This is a genomic window from Sinosporangium album, assembly GCF_900100605.1.
Taxonomy (GTDB): domain Bacteria; phylum Actinomycetota; class Actinomycetes; order Streptosporangiales; family Streptosporangiaceae; genus Sinosporangium; species Sinosporangium album.
This window is the reverse complement of record NZ_FNCN01000032.1, coordinates 1-16,505: the sequence shown is the minus strand read 5'-3', so window position 1 is coordinate 16,505 and position 16,505 is coordinate 1. Positions and strand designations below refer to the sequence as shown.

The 16,505-nt window shown below is 68.6% G+C and carries 18 protein-coding genes and 1 pseudogene; 8 read left to right on the top strand and 11 right to left on the bottom strand.

Annotation, left to right across the window (positions count from 1 at the left end; all coding sequences use genetic code 11):
• Positions 1-22: 22 nt before the first annotated feature.
• The 8 genes from BLQ73_RS24805 to BLQ73_RS24770 are packed head-to-tail and all read right to left on the bottom strand — an operon-like array spanning position 23 to position 6,954.
• Positions 23-1,027 (bottom strand): amidohydrolase family protein, encoded by a 1,005-nt coding sequence (locus BLQ73_RS24805; RefSeq protein ID WP_093173913.1) that lies wholly within the window; start codon positions 1,025-1,027, stop codon positions 23-25.
• Between the two features lie 3 nt (positions 1,028-1,030).
• Positions 1,031-1,546 carry a 3-hydroxyanthranilate 3,4-dioxygenase gene (locus BLQ73_RS24800; RefSeq protein WP_093173911.1) on the bottom strand — a complete coding sequence of 172 codons (516 nt, stop codon included), beginning with the start codon at positions 1,544-1,546 and terminating at the stop codon, positions 1,031-1,033.
• Positions 1,543-1,992, bottom strand: coding sequence for a RidA family protein (locus BLQ73_RS24795; protein ID WP_176955658.1), 450 nt, complete (start codon positions 1,990-1,992; stop codon positions 1,543-1,545). The genes BLQ73_RS24800 and BLQ73_RS24795 overlap by 4 nt, the downstream gene beginning before the upstream one ends.
• Positions 1,989-2,774: a 2-keto-4-pentenoate hydratase gene (locus BLQ73_RS24790; protein WP_093173909.1), complete on the bottom strand. Its 786-nt coding sequence runs from the start codon at positions 2,772-2,774 to the stop codon at positions 1,989-1,991. Before BLQ73_RS24790 ends, BLQ73_RS24795 begins: the two co-directional genes overlap by 4 nt.
• Positions 2,771-3,808 carry a 4-hydroxy-2-oxovalerate aldolase gene (gene dmpG, locus BLQ73_RS24785; protein ID WP_093173907.1) on the bottom strand — a complete coding sequence of 346 codons (1,038 nt, stop codon included), beginning with the start codon at positions 3,806-3,808 and terminating at the stop codon, positions 2,771-2,773. The genes BLQ73_RS24790 and dmpG overlap by 4 nt, the downstream gene beginning before the upstream one ends.
• Positions 3,805-4,734, bottom strand: coding sequence for an acetaldehyde dehydrogenase (acetylating) (locus tag BLQ73_RS24780; protein WP_093173905.1), 930 nt, complete (start codon positions 4,732-4,734; stop codon positions 3,805-3,807). The genes dmpG and BLQ73_RS24780 overlap by 4 nt, the downstream gene beginning before the upstream one ends.
• A complete protein-coding gene (locus BLQ73_RS24775) occupies positions 4,731-5,507 on the bottom strand; it encodes a 2-keto-4-pentenoate hydratase (RefSeq protein ID WP_093173903.1) in 777 nt (258 codons plus the stop codon). Before BLQ73_RS24775 ends, BLQ73_RS24780 begins: the two co-directional genes overlap by 4 nt.
• A complete protein-coding gene (locus BLQ73_RS24770; RefSeq protein WP_093173901.1) occupies positions 5,500-6,954 on the bottom strand; it encodes a 2-hydroxymuconic semialdehyde dehydrogenase in 1,455 nt (484 codons plus the stop codon). The genes BLQ73_RS24775 and BLQ73_RS24770 overlap by 8 nt, the downstream gene beginning before the upstream one ends.
• A 67-nt stretch (positions 6,955-7,021) precedes the next feature.
• On the opposite strand from BLQ73_RS24770, the gene BLQ73_RS24765 reads away from it, so the two are divergent.
• From BLQ73_RS24765 to BLQ73_RS34275, 3 genes are all read left to right on the top strand, one after another.
• On the top strand, positions 7,022-7,783 hold the full coding sequence (locus tag BLQ73_RS24765) for an IclR family transcriptional regulator (protein WP_218126004.1): 762 nt from the start codon (positions 7,022-7,024) through the stop codon (positions 7,781-7,783).
• Between the two features lie 339 nt (positions 7,784-8,122).
• Complete coding sequence (locus BLQ73_RS24760) at positions 8,123-8,875, top strand: GntR family transcriptional regulator (protein WP_093173899.1); 753 nt, start codon at positions 8,123-8,125, stop codon at positions 8,873-8,875.
• Positions 8,876-9,034: 159 nt separating this feature from the next.
• Positions 9,035-9,358, top strand: coding sequence for a hypothetical protein (locus BLQ73_RS34275; protein WP_245691365.1), 324 nt, complete (start codon positions 9,035-9,037; stop codon positions 9,356-9,358).
• Between the two features lie 358 nt (positions 9,359-9,716).
• On the opposite strand, the gene BLQ73_RS24750 is transcribed toward BLQ73_RS34275, so the two are convergent.
• Positions 9,717-10,850, bottom strand: a complete 1,134-nt coding sequence (locus BLQ73_RS24750) for a coiled-coil domain-containing protein (protein ID WP_176955657.1) — start codon at positions 10,848-10,850, stop codon at positions 9,717-9,719.
• A 136-nt stretch (positions 10,851-10,986) separates the two neighbouring features.
• Here BLQ73_RS24750 and BLQ73_RS24745 point away from each other — a divergent pair, with 136 nt between their 5' ends.
• Both BLQ73_RS24745 and BLQ73_RS24740 read left to right on the top strand, forming a co-directional pair.
• Positions 10,987-11,520, top strand: a complete 534-nt coding sequence (locus tag BLQ73_RS24745) for a gamma carbonic anhydrase family protein (RefSeq protein ID WP_176955656.1) — start codon at positions 10,987-10,989, stop codon at positions 11,518-11,520.
• Positions 11,521-11,604: 84 nt separating this feature from the next.
• The gene (locus BLQ73_RS24740) at positions 11,605-12,165 is read left to right on the top strand and encodes a GNAT family N-acetyltransferase (RefSeq protein WP_093173895.1); all 561 of its coding nucleotides are present in this window, start codon (positions 11,605-11,607) and stop codon (positions 12,163-12,165) included.
• Here the strand turns inward: BLQ73_RS24740 and BLQ73_RS24735 are convergent.
• Together BLQ73_RS24735 and BLQ73_RS35120 are read right to left on the bottom strand one after the other, a co-directional pair.
• Entirely contained in the window at positions 12,155-13,138 is a 984-nt protein-coding gene (locus BLQ73_RS24735; protein ID WP_245691363.1) for a hypothetical protein, read from the bottom strand. The two genes, BLQ73_RS24740 and BLQ73_RS24735, sit on opposite strands and share 11 nt — an antisense overlap.
• 144 nt (positions 13,139-13,282) lie before the next feature.
• Positions 13,283-13,453 (bottom strand): annotated as a pseudogene (locus BLQ73_RS35120) (helix-turn-helix domain-containing protein); the annotation flags it as partial.
• Positions 13,454-14,049: 596 nt separating this feature from the next.
• Here BLQ73_RS35120 and BLQ73_RS24730 point away from each other — a divergent pair.
• The 3 genes from BLQ73_RS24730 to BLQ73_RS24720 all read left to right on the top strand — a co-directional run bounded on the left by BLQ73_RS24730 (position 14,050) and on the right by BLQ73_RS24720 (position 16,492).
• The gene (locus tag BLQ73_RS24730) at positions 14,050-14,619 is read left to right on the top strand and encodes an ATP-binding protein (protein ID WP_143020422.1); all 570 of its coding nucleotides are present in this window, start codon (positions 14,050-14,052) and stop codon (positions 14,617-14,619) included.
• A gap of 39 nt (positions 14,620-14,658) precedes the next feature.
• Positions 14,659-15,093, top strand: a complete 435-nt coding sequence (locus tag BLQ73_RS24725; protein ID WP_093173889.1) for a GntR family transcriptional regulator — start codon at positions 14,659-14,661, stop codon at positions 15,091-15,093.
• 481 nt (positions 15,094-15,574) lie between these two features.
• On the top strand, positions 15,575-16,492 hold the full coding sequence (locus BLQ73_RS24720; RefSeq protein ID WP_143020421.1) for a hypothetical protein: 918 nt from the start codon (positions 15,575-15,577) through the stop codon (positions 16,490-16,492).
• The last annotated feature ends 13 nt before the right edge of the window (positions 16,493-16,505 follow it).

Here is a 16,505-nt window from a genome sequence, read left to right as displayed (position 1 = left end):
CCAATTGCGCCTTTGATCCGGACTATCCCTCTGTCCCGGATTTCGGGGGATTCCATGCCTGCCCGAGAAACCTCTGCGCGTTGCCGCCAAGCAACTTGGCACGTGCCGTACCGGATAGGAACTCCGCCTCGCGGATCAGTGAGCCGACCGGCGACTCGCCGAGGGGGTAGGGGAAGTCGGAGCCGAGCATGACGCGGTCCTCTCCCATGGTGTCCACGAGCAGGCGCAGCGCCCTCTCGTCGAAGACCACCGAATCCACCGAGAACCTGTCGAGGTAGTGCGACGGCGGGAACTCCGAGACGCCGATCACGTCGGACCTGCGGTGCCAGGCGTTCTCGAACCGCCCGAGCCAGAAGGCGAACGAACCGCCGCCGTGGGCGAAGCAGATGCGCAGGGTGTCGGGCAGCCGGTCGAAGACCCCGCCCAGGATCATCGCGAGGATCGACAGGTGGGTCTCGGCCGGCATGCCGACCAGCCACCGGGCCATCCAGCGGTCGAGCCGCGGGCCTTCCGGCATGTCCCAGGGATGCACGAAGACGGGGGCGCCGACCTGCGCGCAGTGCTGGAGGAACTGCACGATGCCCTCGGCGTCGAGGTCCTGGTCGCCGACGTGGTTGCCGATCTCGACCCCGGCGTGGCCCGCGGCCAGGGCCCGGTCGAGCTCGGCGCAGGCCAGGTCGGGGTCCTGCAGCGGCACCTGGCAGAACGGCACGAGCCGCTTGTCGGCGCAGATGTCGAGGGCGAGGTCGTTGAAGACCTCGCAGATGCCCGCGGCCTGCTTGGCGGGCCGGTCGTAGCCGAAGAACACGGGTGTCGGCGAGACGATCTGCGCGTCCACCCCGTCGGCGTCCATGCTCGCGAGGCGGCGGCCGGGGTCCCAGCAGTCGTCCTGAATCCTGCGGAACTCGCGGTCGCCCATCATGATGACGGCTTCGCGCACGGACTCGACGCGGAGCCGGGGCGCCTCCGGCCAGCCGAGGTCCGGCCAGCCGCGAGGCACGTAGTGCGAATGAACGTCGACGATCAACGATCAGCCCTTGCCCGGGTGGTAGGCACCGCAGTTGCCGCAGGTGCGTGCCTTGTCGTCGGCGTAGAACCGCTCGAAGACCGGCGGGAGGTCGTTCACGATGTCGCGGACCTGGAGTTCGACCTCATGCACGACCGCATGGCAGTCCTGGCAATACCACCGGAAACTCTCCAGCACCCCTTCGGGGCGGACCCGCTCGACCAGGAAGCCCACCGACCCTTCCTCCGGCCGCTGCGGCGAGTGCGGCACGTTGGGGGGAAGCAGCCACATCTGCCCCTCACGGATGTGGACGGTGTCCGGACCGTCCGGGGTCATGATGTTGATGTGCATGTTGCCGCGCACCTGGTAGAAGAGCTCTTCATAGGGGTCGACGTGGTAGTCCGTGCGCTTGTTCGGCCCGCCGACGACCATGACGAAGAGGTTCTCGGCGTCCTCGAAGATGACCTTGTTGGCCACCGGCGGTTTGAGCAGGTGGGCGTTGTCGTCGATCCACTTGTTGAAGTCGATGGGCGGGATCATGCGCGCTCCTTCGGCCTGTAGGCATGGGCAACGGCCTGAATCTCGATCAGCAGATGGGGGTGGGGCAGTTGGTGGACCGCGACGGTGGTCCTGGTCGGTCCGGTCTCGTCGAAGTACTCGGCGTAGACCTCGTTGTATCCCCCGAAATCATTGATGTTCACTAGATACGTCGTTATCTGGACGAGGTCGGCGAGGTCCGCGTCCGCCGCGCGCAGCAGGTCGCGGATGTTCTCGATGACCGCGCGGGTCTGCACGCGGATGTCGAGGTCGACCGTGCCGAACTCGTCCGCCCGCGCGCCGGCGATGCTGTTGTCGGGTAGCCGGGCGCTGGTGCCGGAGACCCAGACGAAGTCCCCGACCCTTTTGACATGCGGGAACCTGCCGCGGGGGGTGGCCTTCCCGGCCACGGTCAAGGCATCGGCAGCGGAGCCGGTACCGTCGGTCACGACGCCCCCTCCCCTGCCGGGCGGGCGGTGAACGACACCGACCCCAGCCCCTGGACCTCCACGCGCACGTGCGTGCCCGGCGTCAGCGGCTCGGCCGGGGTCGCCGCCCCCGCCAGCAGCAGCCACCCCGGCTCCAGCACCAGCCCGATCCGCTCGGCCAGCCGCGCCGCCTCGACGACGGCCCGGCGCGGGTCGCCGAGGATGGCCGCCGTCGACCCCATATGCGCGGGCCGGCCGTCCAGCTCGAACACCACGCCCCGGTTCCAGGCCGCGGGATCGTACGGCTGCCACGCCCCGACGGCATATCCCGCGGCCGAGGTGTTGTCGGCGATGACGTCGGCCAGGGAGAAGCGGAAGTTCTCGTAGCGCGAGTCGATGATCTCGATGCCGGGGGCCACCGCGGCGACCGCGCCCTCGGCGAAGGCGTCGGCGACGGTGGCGATGCGGCGGCCGAGGAGGTAGACGACCTCGGGCTCCACGCGCGGATGGATGAACGCCGACAGGTCGAGGTCCGCCCCGTCGGGTACGGCCATGCCGTCGGTCACCCGGCCGAGGATCAGATCGTGCACCCCCATCTGGCGGCGTTTGCCCTCGCTGGTGAAGCCCAGCTTCGCCCCGGTCAGCCGCTCTCCGCGGTCCAGCCGGAACCGCACCAGGTCGTCCTGGACGTCATAGGCGGCCCGGACCTCGGCCTCCGGGGAGCCCGCCACCGCGCCGGGAGGCGGCTGGGGGACGGCTCGCGCCGTACGGGTCGCGCGGTCGAGGGTCTGGGCGAGGCTCACGCGCCACCCCCGCGGTGCGCACCGGCCGTCGTGCCCCCACGGGCGAGATCGAGTGCGATGTCCACGATCATGTCCTCCTGTCCCCCGACCATACGGCGGCGGCCCACCTCGGTCAGGATGGTGCGGGTGTCGACCCCGTAGCGGTCCGACGCGGCCTCGGCGTGGCGGAGGAAGCTGGAGTAGACACCGGCGTAGCCGAGCGTCAGCGTCTCCCGGTCGACCCGCACCGGCCGGTCCTGGAGCGGCCGGACCAGATCGTCGGCCGCGTCCATCAGCGCGTAGAGGTCGCATCCGTGCTCGAACCCCATCAGGTCGGCCACCGCGACGAACACCTCGATCGGGCAGTTGCCCGCCCCCGCCCCCATGCCGGCCAGCGACGCGTCCACCCGGTAGGTGCCGTTCTCCACGGCGACGACCGAGTTGGCCACCCCCAGCCCGAGGTTGTGGTGCGCGTGGATGCCGATCTCCGTCTCGGGCGCCAGCACCTCGCGGTAGGCCCGCACCCGGTCGCGGACGCCGTCCATGGTCAGCCTGCCGCCGGAGTCTGTGACGTAGACGCAGTGCGCGCCGTACGACTCCATCAGCCTGGCCTGCCGCGCCAGCTCGTCGGCGGGGGCCATGTGGGACATCATCAGAAAGCCGGCCACGTCCATGCCGAGTTCGCGGGCCACCGCGATGTGCTGGGCGGAGATGTCGGCCTCGGTGCAGTGCGTGGCGATCCGCACGGACGTGACGCCCAGTTCGTGAGCCTTGCGAAGGTCGTGCACCGTCCCGATGCCCGGCAGGAGGAGCGTGGTGAGCTTCGCATGCCGTACGGCACCGGCCACGGCGGTCAGCCACTCCTCGTCGGTGTGCGCGCCGGGACCGTAGTTGAAGCTGCCTCCGGCGAGCCCGTCGCCGTGCGCCACCTCGATCGCCGCGACACCCGCGGCGTCCAGCGCGGCGGCGATGCGCGCCGCCTGCTCCACGGTGTAGCGGTGCCTGATGGCGTGCATGCCATCCCGCAGCGTCACATCCTGCACATAGATCTTCATGCCGGCACCTCCGCCAGGCGCTCGGCCGTACGCAGCGCAGCCGAGGTCATGATGTCCAGGTTTCCGGCATAGGCGGGCAGGTAGTGGGCGGCGCCCTCGACTTCGAGGAACACGGTCACCTTCGTGCCGCCCCGCACGCCGGGCGCGATCGTCCACACCGGCTCGTCCGGCGCCACGTCGCTGAACTGCACCTCCTGCTTGAGCCGGTAGCCCGGCACATAGCCCTGGACCTTCTCCACCATCGCCGCGACGGACGCGGCGACCTTGTCCCGGTCGCAGTCGCCCACCAGGCAGTAGACCGTGTCCCGCATGATCAGCGGAGGTTCGGCGGGGTTGAGGATGATGACCGCCTTGCCGCGCCGCGCGCCGCCGACCTGCTCGATGGCCCGCGAGGTGGTCTCGGTGAACTCGTCGATGTTGGCGCGGGTGCCGGGGCCCGCCGACTTCGAGGCGATCGACGCGACGATCTCGGCGTAGTGCACGGGCGTCACGGCGGCCACCGCGGCGACGATCGGGATCGTGGCCTGACCGCCGCACGTCACCATGTTGATGTCGGGGGCGTTGAGGTGCTCCTCCACGTTGACCGGGGGGATCACGTAAGGCCCGATGGCGGCGGGGGTGAGGTCGATGACGCGTTTGCCGTGCCCGCGCACGGTCGCCGCGTTATAGGCGTGCGCCCCGGCTGAGGTGGCGTCGAAAACGATGTCCACGTCGGCGAACTCCGGCAGCGCCACCAGGCCGTCCACGCCTTCGTGCGTGGTCGCCACGCCGCGGCGCCGCGCCCGCGCCAGGCCGTCGGATTCGGGGTCGATGCCCGCCATCGCCCTGACCTCGACCCGTGGGGAGAGCAGGGCCTTGAACATCAGGTCGGTCCCGATGTTCCCCGAACCGATGATCGCGATCTTCGCCTTCGCAGATCCACTCACTGGAACACCGCCCTGACCGAGCCGACACCTTCGATGCGCGCCTCGAACACGTCCCCGGCCGCGACCGGCACCACCGGGCCGAGCGAACCCGTGAGCACGACGTCCCCCGCGCGCAGCGGGAACGCCGTACGGCCCAGCGCGTCGGCCAGCCACACCGCCGCGTTGAGCGGGTGCCCGAGGCACGCCGCGCCCGCGCCGGTCGACACCTCCTTGCCGCGCAAGGTCATGGCCATGCCCGCCAGCCGCAGGTCCAGCCCGCGCAGCCCGACCGGTGTGTTGCCGAGGACGAACCCGCCGCTGGAGGCGTTGTCGGCGATCGTGTCGACCAGCGTGATGTCCCAGTCGGCGATCCGGCTGTCGACGATCTCGATGGCCGGCAGGACGAAGTCCACCGCGCGGATCACGTCGGCGACCGTGAACGGCCCGCCCTCAAGGTCGCTCGCCAGCACCAGCGCCACCTCGGCCTCGGCCTTGGGCTGCAGGAACCGCTCGGCGGGGATCGGCAGCCCGTCGGGGAACGCCATGTCCGCGAACAGCATCCCGAAGTCGGGCTGGTCCACGCCGAGCTGCCGCTGTACGACCTGCGAGGTCAGCCCGATCTTCCGTCCGACCAGCCGCCGCCCGTCCGCGAGCGACCGGCGCGTGTTGATCTCCTGTACGGCGTAGCCCGTCGCCGGGTCCGCCCGCGCCAGCAGGTCGCGCACCGGCGCGCACGGCTTGCCGGAGCGCTCGGCCTCGTGGAGACGTCCAGCGGCCTCCGCCCACTCATCCATCGACTTCCCCAAGTTTGATCGTGATCGTGGTGGGCTCGGAGTAGAAGTCGAGCGAGTGCACGCCGCCCTCACGTCCGATGCCCGACAGTTTCACCCCGCCGAACGGGGTCCGCAGATCGCGCAGATACCAGGTGTTCACCCACACCAGTCCGGCGTCGAGGCGCTGCGCGACGCGGTGGGCGCGCGACAGGTCAGTGGTCCACACCGTCGCGGCCAGGCCGTACTCGCTGTCGTTGGCGAGGGCGACCGCCTCGGCCTCGGCGTCGAAGGGGGTGATGTGGCAGACTGGGCCGAAGATCTCCTCGCGGTTCACCCGCGACTCGGCGGGCAGGCCCGTGAGCACGGTCGGCTCCACGTAGTAGCCGCCGTCGCGGTCGTCGCCGAACGCCGGCACGCCGCCGCCGGCGAGCACCTTCGCGCCCTCGGTCTTGGCCAGGTCGTAGTAGGAGAGCACCTTGTCCCGGTGCTCGGCCGAGATCATCGGCATCATCGTCGTGTTCTCGTCCTGCGGCCTGCCGAACACGAGGTGTCCCGCGCGCTCCGCCAACCGGTCGGCGAACTCCTCGAACACCGGCCGCTCCACGTAGAGCCGCTCGGTGCACAGGCACACCTGCCCGCCGTTCGTGAACACCGACCGCACCGCGCCCTCCACGGCCGCCTCCAGGTCGGCGTCGGCGAACACCACTCCGGCGTTCTTCCCGCCCAGCTCGAAGGACACGGGTTTCACCCGGTCCGCCACAGACCGCATGATCGAGCTGCCGGTACGGCTTTCGCCGGTGAACGTCACCGCGTCGACGCCGTCGTGCTCCACCAGGAACTGGCCGGTCGAACCGCCGCCGAACCCGTGGACCACGTTGAGGACGCCGGGCGGCAGTCCGATCCCGGCCGCGATCTCGGCCAGCACGGCGGCCGAGCCGGGGGTGTTCTCCGAGGGTTTGACCACGACGGTGTTGCCGGCGACGAGCGCCGGTCCAAGTTTCCAGGTCATGAGCAGGAACGGCAGGTTCCACGGCACGACGACGGCCACGACGCCGAGCGGCTTGCGCACGGTGTAGCTGAGGGCGCCCGGCAGGTGGTAGGTGCTTTCCGGCCGCTGCGCCGCGATCTCGGCGAAGGCCCGGAAGTTCGCGGCGCCTCTGGGGATGTCCAGGGTCCGGGTCTGACTGATCGACTTGCCGGTGTCGGCGATCTCGACCGCCACCAGGTCCTCGAAGCGCTCCTCGATCGCGTCGGCGAGGCGGCGCATCCACCGCGCCCGCTCCGCGACAGGCAGCGCCGCCCAGGCCGGCAGTGCCGTACGGGCCGCCGAGACCGCCCGGTCGACGACGGCGCGGTCCGCCTCATGGACCTGCCGCACCACGGTCCCGGTCACCGGGTCGTACACCGGGAACAGGGGCCCTTCGGCGACCGGCACGCCACCGATGAAGTGGCTCACCTGGTCAAACAACAGGCTCTCCTCACGCCGTCCATTGCTCTCCCATGGGTATAGAGGTGCTTACCCTGTTTGAACAACAATGAGTTCCGTGAAACGGAACCTCGACCGCCTGTCCATGGTGGAGAAGTCGTGGCTCGTCCTCGACGCGTTCCGTCCGACCGGAGGGCCCCTGCGCCTGATGGATGTGGCGGAACGCTGTCATCTGCCCAAGACCACGGCCTACCGTCTTCTCACCGAACTCACCACCATCGGGGTCGTCCAGCGCCGCCCCGACGGCTACTACCTCGGCCGCCGCCTGTTCGAGCTCGGCAGCATCGTCCCTCTCGAACGCGACCTGCGCCATGCGGCGCTGCCGTTCATGCACGACCTGTACGAGGCCACCCACGAGACCATCCACCTCGGTGTGCGCGACGGGTTGGACGTGATCTACGTGGAGAAGATCCGCGGCCACGAGTCCTTCGCCCTGCCGTCCCGCGTCGGCGGGCGGCTGCCGCTCACCTGCACAGGGGTCGGCAAGGCCCTGCTCGCCTACTCGCCTCCCGAACTGGTCGAGGAGGTGCTCGCCCGCCCGCTGCGCCGGCTGACCCCGCACTCCATCGTGAACGCCAAACAGCTTGAAGAGGCACTCGGGCAGATCCAGGCCGCGGGGCTCGCCTACGACCGCGAGGAGTCGCAGCTCGGCGGCGCCTGCATCGCGGCGCCGATCTTCCAGGACGGCGCCGCCGTGGCCGCACTGTCGGTGTCGGTGCCCCTGGCGCGATTCCAGCCAACCCGCCTGGCTCCGGCCGTCAAAACCTCCGCGCTCGGTATCTCCCGGGCCCTCGCCCGCTCCCTAGGCTGACCCCGGCGGCCTTCCGCAACACCCTTACCCAGAGGCCAGGTTCTAGTGTCTTGCCGGATAGGACTGGGCGGAAGGAGCGATTACCTACATACCAGTCCGGACCTAACCCCGCTGACAACCACACAAACCCAGACAGTTACCCCTACGTGCCCAACAGGCCGAATAGCGGGCAGGATCGTCCCACCGTTACGGACCGCGAAAACTCCCGCAGATCACCACATGGGTACGATCTGCTCAAAAGAAGCACGGGACCAACCTGCGTATCTGTGCGATCGTGGACAAGGCGGGGCAAGTTCTCTGGAGACGCCAAACCTGGTTGGTAACAGAGGGTGATCATACGTGCAGGAAACCCCGGAACCTCACGAGCCCCCGATCTATCGGCGCATAGCCGACAGACTACGTACCGCCATCCTGTCCGGCTCCTTGCGGGATGGAGATCGACTGCCTGGCGAAAACGCCCTCATGGCGGAGTACGGCATAGCCCGCGCCACGGCCCGCCAGGCACTCGCGGTTCTCATCAATGAGGGACTTGCCGTCCCCAAGCGTGGATCGGGGGTATACGTGCGCCAGTTCAATCCGATTCGGCGTCATGGATCGAGGCGTCTCGCGCGCGAGCGGTGGGCGCAAGGGAGGGCCATTTGGGACTCGGACACACGCGGTCGTCCGTACACGGTCGATGAAGTGCGGATTTCCCGCGAGCCGGCGCAAGCCGACATGACGGGAGTGCTGGGCGCCTCTGAAGTGTGGGTACGGCGGCGCCGCTACTCGGTGGACGGCAGGCCCGTCCAGCTCGCCGCCTCGTTCTTCCCCGCCGACCTCGTCGAGGGCAGCGCCATCACCAGGCCCGACACCGGGCCCGGCGGCGTGTACGCCCGGCTCGGGGACCTCGGCTACGCCCCGGCGACCTTCACCGAGGAGGTACGGGCGCGCATGCCCCTCCCCGACGAAGCCGCCATGATCGGCCTGCCCGCGGGGACCCCGGTGATCGTGATCCGACGTACGGCATACGCCGGAGGAGGTGTGCCCGTGGAGCTGAATGAGATGGTGCTGGATTCGGCGGCGTATGTCCTTCAATACGACTTCGACGCGTAGCACCCGTCGCGAACTCTTGAGATGCCTGGAATGCGATCCGTCAAGCCGACGCACCGAACGATACGGTGACCTGTCTACTCAGACGATTGATTTCTCTAGAGAACTGCTGCACCGTCAGTGGTGGAAATGGAGCAAACCGGGCCCGAGAAGGGTGAACAGATGTCCTATGACCGGCGTCTCGCGGACATAGCCCGGGAGTTCCCCGCGTGGACCATCTGGCGTAGCGACGCGGGCCGGTGGTGGGCCACTCGCCACCACCCGCTGACCGTGGTGGAGCGGGACGCCGGCTGCGCCATGACCATCGACGCCGACGACCCCGACGGGCTACGCCGCCAACTGACCGACCAGCTCCAACGAGCGGCCACCGCCGACGACCCGCACGACCGCGACCCCCTGTACCACCGGGAGCTCCTGTACGGCCGCGAGCCCCTGTACGACCGCGACGACCTGAACGGCCCCGACGGCCCCACCCCAAGCGCCTAGGCGCCCGACACGTCGCCCGCGAGCCACACCGCACACCCTGCCTTCCCCCAACACCGGCCTTCCCCCAACACCGGCCTTCCCCAACACCGGCCTTCCCCAACACCCGGCCGACGCCGGAAGAACACACAGACCGTCCCGTGGACCACCGGGCGGGGGGTCCACGGGACGCCGAACCGCCCGGTGCCAGGGTGGGCATCTCGACAGCCCCGGCACCGGGCCACCAAGCAGGGCGGAAACCTCCGACCCATCGGGGGCGGAGGTTTCCGCCCAACCACACCGAACAACACCCCGGACAGCAGTGGGACCCCGGCCCCTACCGGGCCGAGGTCCCACCCCTCACCGGATCAGCCCGCGGCTCCTACTTCCTCGCCGGAGTGAACGGGTCGCGCACCTCACCCGCCGCCGCGAGACGCATGTCCATGTCGATGTCATCGGCGAAACCCGACTCGTGCCGAACCACCTCACGCTCCTCGCCCTCCCCCTCACCGCGGGGGCGCGCCTCGCCCGAGACCTCGCCGTCGCCGTCCTCCACGATGACCCGCACCGCCTCCACATCAGGGTCGTCGTGGTCGCCCGGCGAAGACGCGGACACCTGCGCGGGCACAGGTGCGATCGAAGGCGGCGGCGGAAGCACCGCCGCCTCGTCGATCAACGGCCCCGCCAGATTCTCCCGGTGCAGCAGATCGCCCAGCACCGACCCCAACTCGTTCAGGCGGCGCATCACCTCGGTGTGCGTCTCGGTCAGATGCTTCACCCTGCGCCCAGTGTGCTCGTCCAGCGACGACGCCCGGCGCTGCGCCGACGTCAGCAGGTTCTCCGACTCCGACCGCGCCGACGTCAAAGTGTTCTCCGACTCGGCCCTCGCCGAGGTCAGCGTCGACTCGGCCTCCGCCCGCGAACTCTCCGTCATGTGCTCGGCCTCATGCCTCGCCGTCGACAGCACGCGGTCGGCCTCCGCGCGAGCCGTACGGAGCGCATCCTCGGCCTCCGCCCGGGCCGCATTGAGCGTCTCCTCGGCGTCGGCCCCGGCCTGCGCGAGCATCCGCTCAGCCGCCGCCGTAGCCTCCCCCACCCTGCGCTCCGCCTCATTCTGCGCCGAGCTCAGAACCCCCTCCGCCTGCTCCCTGGCGTTCGTCACCGTCTGCTCGGCCTCATGCGTGGCCTCATCGCGGGTCTTCGCCGCCTCGGCGTCGGCCGTCTCACGCTTGGCCGCCGCCTCCTCCTCGCCCAGCTTGAGAATCTGGGCCAGCCTCTGGCTGAGCTCGTCGTAATCCTGCGGAGCCTCGGCCAGCCTCCGCCGCGCCTCCGCCAACTCAATGCGGCCCTGCTCCGCCTGGTCGATCGCCCTCGCCAGCCGTTCCTCAAGGTCACGGACCTGGTTGCGCGTGCGGATCATGTAGTCGTGGACCTGGCGGCGGCTGTAGCCGCGCATGACGACCTCGAACGAGTCCTCTTGCATCAGGTCTGGAAAGCTCTCGTGCTGGTTTGTCATGGCACTGCCTGTGGGGTTGTGGTGGTGGGGGTGGGAAACGACACGTCAAGAGACGACTTTCCTGCTATCTGTCCAAGTCCGCAAGCGGAACGGCCCACCTCCTAGTGGAAAAACCCGGACTACTACCATGAGCCGGATGAAGGATCGCCCCTACGTCGCAGCCCTTCCCGACATTCCGGGCCCCGATATCCACCCTGAAGCCTTCGTAGCCCCGGGGGCCGTCGTCGTCGGCCACGTGCGCCTCGGCCGCGCCGCCAACGTCTGGTACGGATCCGTCCTCCGCGGCGACGGCGCCCTCATCGACGTCGGCGACGAGTGCAACATCCAAGACCTCTGCTGCCTCCACGCCGACCCCGGCTTCCCCGCCGTCCTCGAACCCCGCGTCAGCCTCGGCCACAAAGCCATGGTCCACGGCGCCCACATCGAAACCGGCGCCCTCATCGGCATCGGCGCCATCGTCCTCAACGGCGCCAGAATCGGCGCCGGCACCCTAGTCGCCGCCGGCGCCCTCGTTGCCCCCGGCAAACACATCCCCCCCGGCGTCCTCGTCGCCGGCGTCCCCGGCAAAATCATCCGCGACCTCACCGACGAAGACCGCGCCACCTTCGCCCACACCCCAGCCCACTACATGTCCCTCGCCCAAACCCACACCCAAGCCAAACCCCTCTAACCCCCAGCCCCCCGAGGCCACCGGCTACCCCGGGAGCGCGAGAGGGCACTTCTCCATCCGCAGGGCGAGATCTAGAATCCAGGCATGCCCGACGTCCAGATCACACTGAATGACGGCGCGACGGCCCTGCGGCTCTTCCCCGAGCTCTTCTCTGTTTACAAGGCGGGATTCAGCCGACCGCCGCACAGCCAGACAGAGACGGACTTCGTCAATTTCGAAGCGCGGGCCAAACGCCAGTTCCAGCAGCCCGAGTTCGGTCTGATGACGGCACACCGCGACGGCGGCCTGGTGGGACTGTGCTTCGGCTATCCGCTTCCGGTCGGCACCGGGTGGTGGAATGGGCTGGACACACCGGCCGACGAAGACTTCTACGCGGAAGACGGCACTCGGACATGCGCGGTGATCGAGCTGGTGGTGCATCCCGACCACCAACGGCAGGGGATCGGACGTCGGCTGCTCACCGCGTTCCTCGACAGCCGCGCCGAGACACGGGCCACGCTGGCGACCAATCCCGAGGCGCGGAGCGTGCAGCAGATGTACGAACGATGGGGGTGGCGCTGCCTGGGCCGGAAACCTGCCGGATTCCCTACTGCGCCTCGCCCGTTCTTCGACATCTACCTCCTCGACCTGCCGGTCACACACTGAGGGATGATGCGCCACGAGGTAACGTCAGGATTTTCTTGAGTTCGAGCGCTTCTGGCTGCGTCCGGTGCTTGGGCGGGATCGAACGCAGCACGTCTGTGGCCATGCTGGCCACAAAGGTCGTGAGCAGCGCTGGAGCCATACCCTGAGTTACCAGACGTGCGTGCTCGACCCCTTCCGTGACGTCGCCCAGCCGGACCGAAAGCATCGCCTGGTGGAGGCTGACCAATGCGATCTGCCTGGTGTCGCCAGGGTCATAGGCGGCCAGGGCCAGTTCCTGAGCCCGTCGGCCTTCGGTCTCCTTGCCCAGGTGAGTGAAGACGTAGGAGCGGGTGTGCAGCACAGCAGCCTCGGGGTAGCCCCCGGCGGTGAGCCTTTCTGCCTTCACCTCATCTGGTAGGTGCTTGAAGATATCGGCGTGTTTGTGGAGCCACGACTGTGCAGCCGCGGCGTTGCCGAGTACGGCGTTTGCTTGAGCGAGGACAGCGCAAGCGGAGGTAGCGTTTCGCGTCGGGCGGCCTTGGCAGCTCTCTAGCGCTACCCTCGCTCGGGCGATGGCCACCTGGGGCCGCTTGTGGTACAGGCAGTGCATGCCGTCGTTGGAGTAGACCCTGGAGACGATGTCGGGGTCACCCGAGTTGTGCGCGGCTTGGCGTGCTGTGGCCCACCAGCCTCGCGCTTCCTGAATGTGGCCGGCGGAGCCTATTGCCCGCGCCATGAATTCGGTGAGGTGTGCGTTGACGGCGAGCCAGTTGCTTACCTGGTCACCAGGGGCGGACTGCATCTGCTCGTGTACGGCGAGGATGTCTGTGCCGAGGTCGCGTACGAGGTGGTCCATGGGGTCGGACGCGAAGCGGACGGCGTACTCCCATACGCGTTCATGCCAGTCGTCGAGGCGCGGTGTTCCGAGCGTGGTGTCCACGATACCCCGCAGCTGCTCCAGTTCCCGGATGGGAAGCGCGGCGGCAGCGCTCATTCCTGCCACTCCCATAACGAGCGTTCGGCGAAGTGCGTCCATATCTATAGGATTCCCTTCCTGCCTATCAGCTGATATGTCCTTGTCGCGACTTTCCGTGCCCGATTTCCTATTTGCTTCCTCCCATTTCACGCGTAGGGCCCCGCTGGTCCCCAACGCTTCTTCCAAGCGGCCGACGACCCATCCGGGGATCTTTCGCTGCCCCCGCTCCATCCTTCCGATGTGAGCCCAGTCCATGTGAACCGCGGCCCCCAGATCCCTCAGGGACATGCCGGTGGCTGAGCGCCACATCCTGAGCTGCTCGCCCAGCTCCACCCAGGGAGCCGTATCCTCCGAGCCGGAATTTGGGATTTCGGTCAACCGGCCCTCCTGTGGCCAAGTGTGGCCACGGCCGCTGGCCACACGTCAGGGCTTATATCCACTGCTGGTCATATGGATTATTGCCTAGCGGATCAAAGTCGGTACCCGATTATGAGCAGAGCGCTCAGGCAATCGGTATCCGCCGAAAAGTAAGGTCCATGAAAAAGTTCGGATAGCACGAGAGCCACTTCACCAGGCGGGCCCTTGACCGAAAAACCAAACACGAGGAGGTCCGATCCAATGCGGGATACTAGGCCCCCGGAGATCCCCAGCAAACCCCCCAGTGCGGATCCCATCTGGGCGAGTAGACAGGCGCCGCTGCCCAGACGCGTGCCCGGCGCTCACTGGCCGGCGTCCTCGCGCGCGGCTCACGTTCCGCCCGCGGACAGCCGGCTGAGCGCTGCGGTGGCCGAGCGGCTGCTCCGCGCCCTGCGCAACCACCGTCTCGCCAACCAGGCGAAAGCAGGACCAGGTGCGTGACCTCGGCCAGACCTCGATATCACCAAGCCGAACGTTGCCCGCATCTACGACGACTTCCTCGGCGGTGTGCAGTGAGCGCGAGTGAAGGGATGACGCTCACCGCCGATACCCAAGCAACCCCGGTGTTCAAGGACAGCAGGGGAAGAACGTTCACCCCGCCCACCGGCATGGACGACCCCCGGCTGCTTCTCGCCGCCTACCGCCTCATGCCCGACGGCATGGTGTGGCGGCGCCTGTTCCCCAGTCGACCCGACCAGGCGCGGCAGGCGCGGGAACTGGTGCGCTGCATGTTGCGCGGGCACGACCGTGCCGAGGACGCGGAGGCGGTGATGTCGGAGCTGGTGAACGCGGCCGTCGCGCATGCCTCGGGCAGTCCGTTCTTCTCGTCGTTCATCGCCGAGGTCCAGCGGTTCGGCACGCACGGAGAGACGCTGCGCGTCACCGTCTACCACTGCGGCCCCACCGGCATCCCCACCTACCGCCAGCGGCACAGCTCCATCTCCCGCCGGCCGATCCCCGGGACGGCCGACGAGCGCTGCCTGCTGGTCATCCACGCTCTGGCCGACGCGGTCGGCTACTGGGACGCCCCACCCGGCACACAGACCTATCCCATGAGCGCGGAGTTCACAGCCCCCACCTGAACCGCCCCCGCCCCCCGACCACGGAAACGAGGCGAACCCATGCCCCTACCCCAGCAGATCGCGGCCTGCCTCCGGGCCGACATCCACAACGGAACACTCCTACCCGGCCAACCCCTCCCCTCAGAACTCCGACTGGCCCAACAGCACGGCGTATGCCGCCACACCGTCCGCTGCGCCATCGCCCTACTCCGCGAACAGGGCACGATCTACACCATCCGCGCCGAAGGCTCCTACGTCGGCCCCCGGACCGCCCCCAAACTCCGCCCGCCCCTCAAATACGAAGAGATCGCAGACGACCTCCGCCGGCAGATCCACGACGGCCGCCTCCCAACAGGCCGGCGCCTCCCCAACGAGACCACCCTCGCCACCCGGTACGCCGTCGCCCGCGACACGATCCGCGCCGCCATCAACCTCCTCCGCGACAGCCGGCATGTCCACACCCTGCCCAGAAGAGGAACATTCATCACCCACTAGCCCGACAAGGCCGGGCAGGAGGGCTGAACTCCTGGACCCGCCAAACCGGGAGGCCACTCATCCAGACAACAGGCCACCCCGGGAGCGCGAGGGGGCGCCGGTGCTTGGACTGACGAACGCAGGGAGCGCAGCGACCAGAGCGACGAGGGAAAACACCGGACCAAGAGCCCCCTCGCCGCGACGCGAAGCGTCGCCATCGAACACGCGCAATTAAACTCGCCACGTGCGTGCTGACGCTTTCTCGGCTGTCGAGGTCGATGTGCGGGCGCTGGTGGCTCTTCCCGGGTGGGGGGTGTCGCCGTTCGCGGTGCGGGCTCGTGAGGTGGCGTCGCGGGTGGTCGTGGCTGCTGATGGCGGCCGGTGGCTGTTCGGGGCGAATGCCCGCTGGCGGCTGCAGGATCCCGTTGATGGCCGTTGGCATTTGGCTCCGCCTCCGGTGGGGGAGGCGCGGGTCGGCGCCCGGGTGGTGGGGTGCGGGTCGGTGCTGGTGCCGCAGCTTGTGCCGTTCGGGCCGGATTTCGCGTTTGACCGCGGTTCTACGCAGGGGTTTGTCGGCCCGGATGTGCCTGGCGGCGTGTCGGAGGGTGTCCGCAGGCTGTTGAAGGCTCATGGTCGTAGGTCGCGGGAGGATTTCCCGATCGCGGCGGAGCCGTTCGTGTCGGTGTTCGCCGGGGATGTGCCGAGCACGGTGGCGGCGGTGTGGGGCACGGTGTTGTGGTGTGCTTATGCTCCGGCGTTCGACGGCAATGAGGTGTTGTTGTCGATGTTCGGGGAGTTTTTGGGTCGGCCGCTGCCGGGTGACGAGTGGGTGCGGTGGCTTGTGCCGCCGCCGTTGTCGGCGCTGGCGGGGTTGTACGGCGAGCGGGTGCGGGCGGGGGCTGCCGCTTCGGCGGTGCGCCTGCTTGCCCTTGTCGCGGACACGGCGGCGGTTTTGGGCGCCGACGCCAGGTTCCGCCCTCGTGCGGCGGCGTTGATGGCGATGGTGGAGCCGGAGTTGCACAGTCCTGGTTTGGATGCCCGTTCGGCGAAGCTCGGCGATGTGGCGCTTCGAGAGGTGTGGTCGGCTCGCTGTCCGGCGCATCTGGCCGATGCTGCGGTGGGCGAGTTGTCGCCGGGTGAGCGGTTTCGGCATGCGGCTTATGACTTGGTGCAGGCGTTGGGGTTCGTCGCGGAGCGGGGTGTGTCGCCGAGAGCGGCGGCGGGGGCGTGGTTGGCGGCGGATCTGTCGGCTGTGGAGCCGAAGGCGTTGGATCTTCTATCGGGCTGGCTTGATCCAAAATTACGGCGCATTGTGCATGCCGTACTGAACGATGAAGGATGGATCACCCCGGGTTGGTTGGAGGCTCCTGAACCTGGAAGGGTGAGGAGCTATGGCACCACCGAGGAAGTACAGCTCTGAACTGCGTGAACGT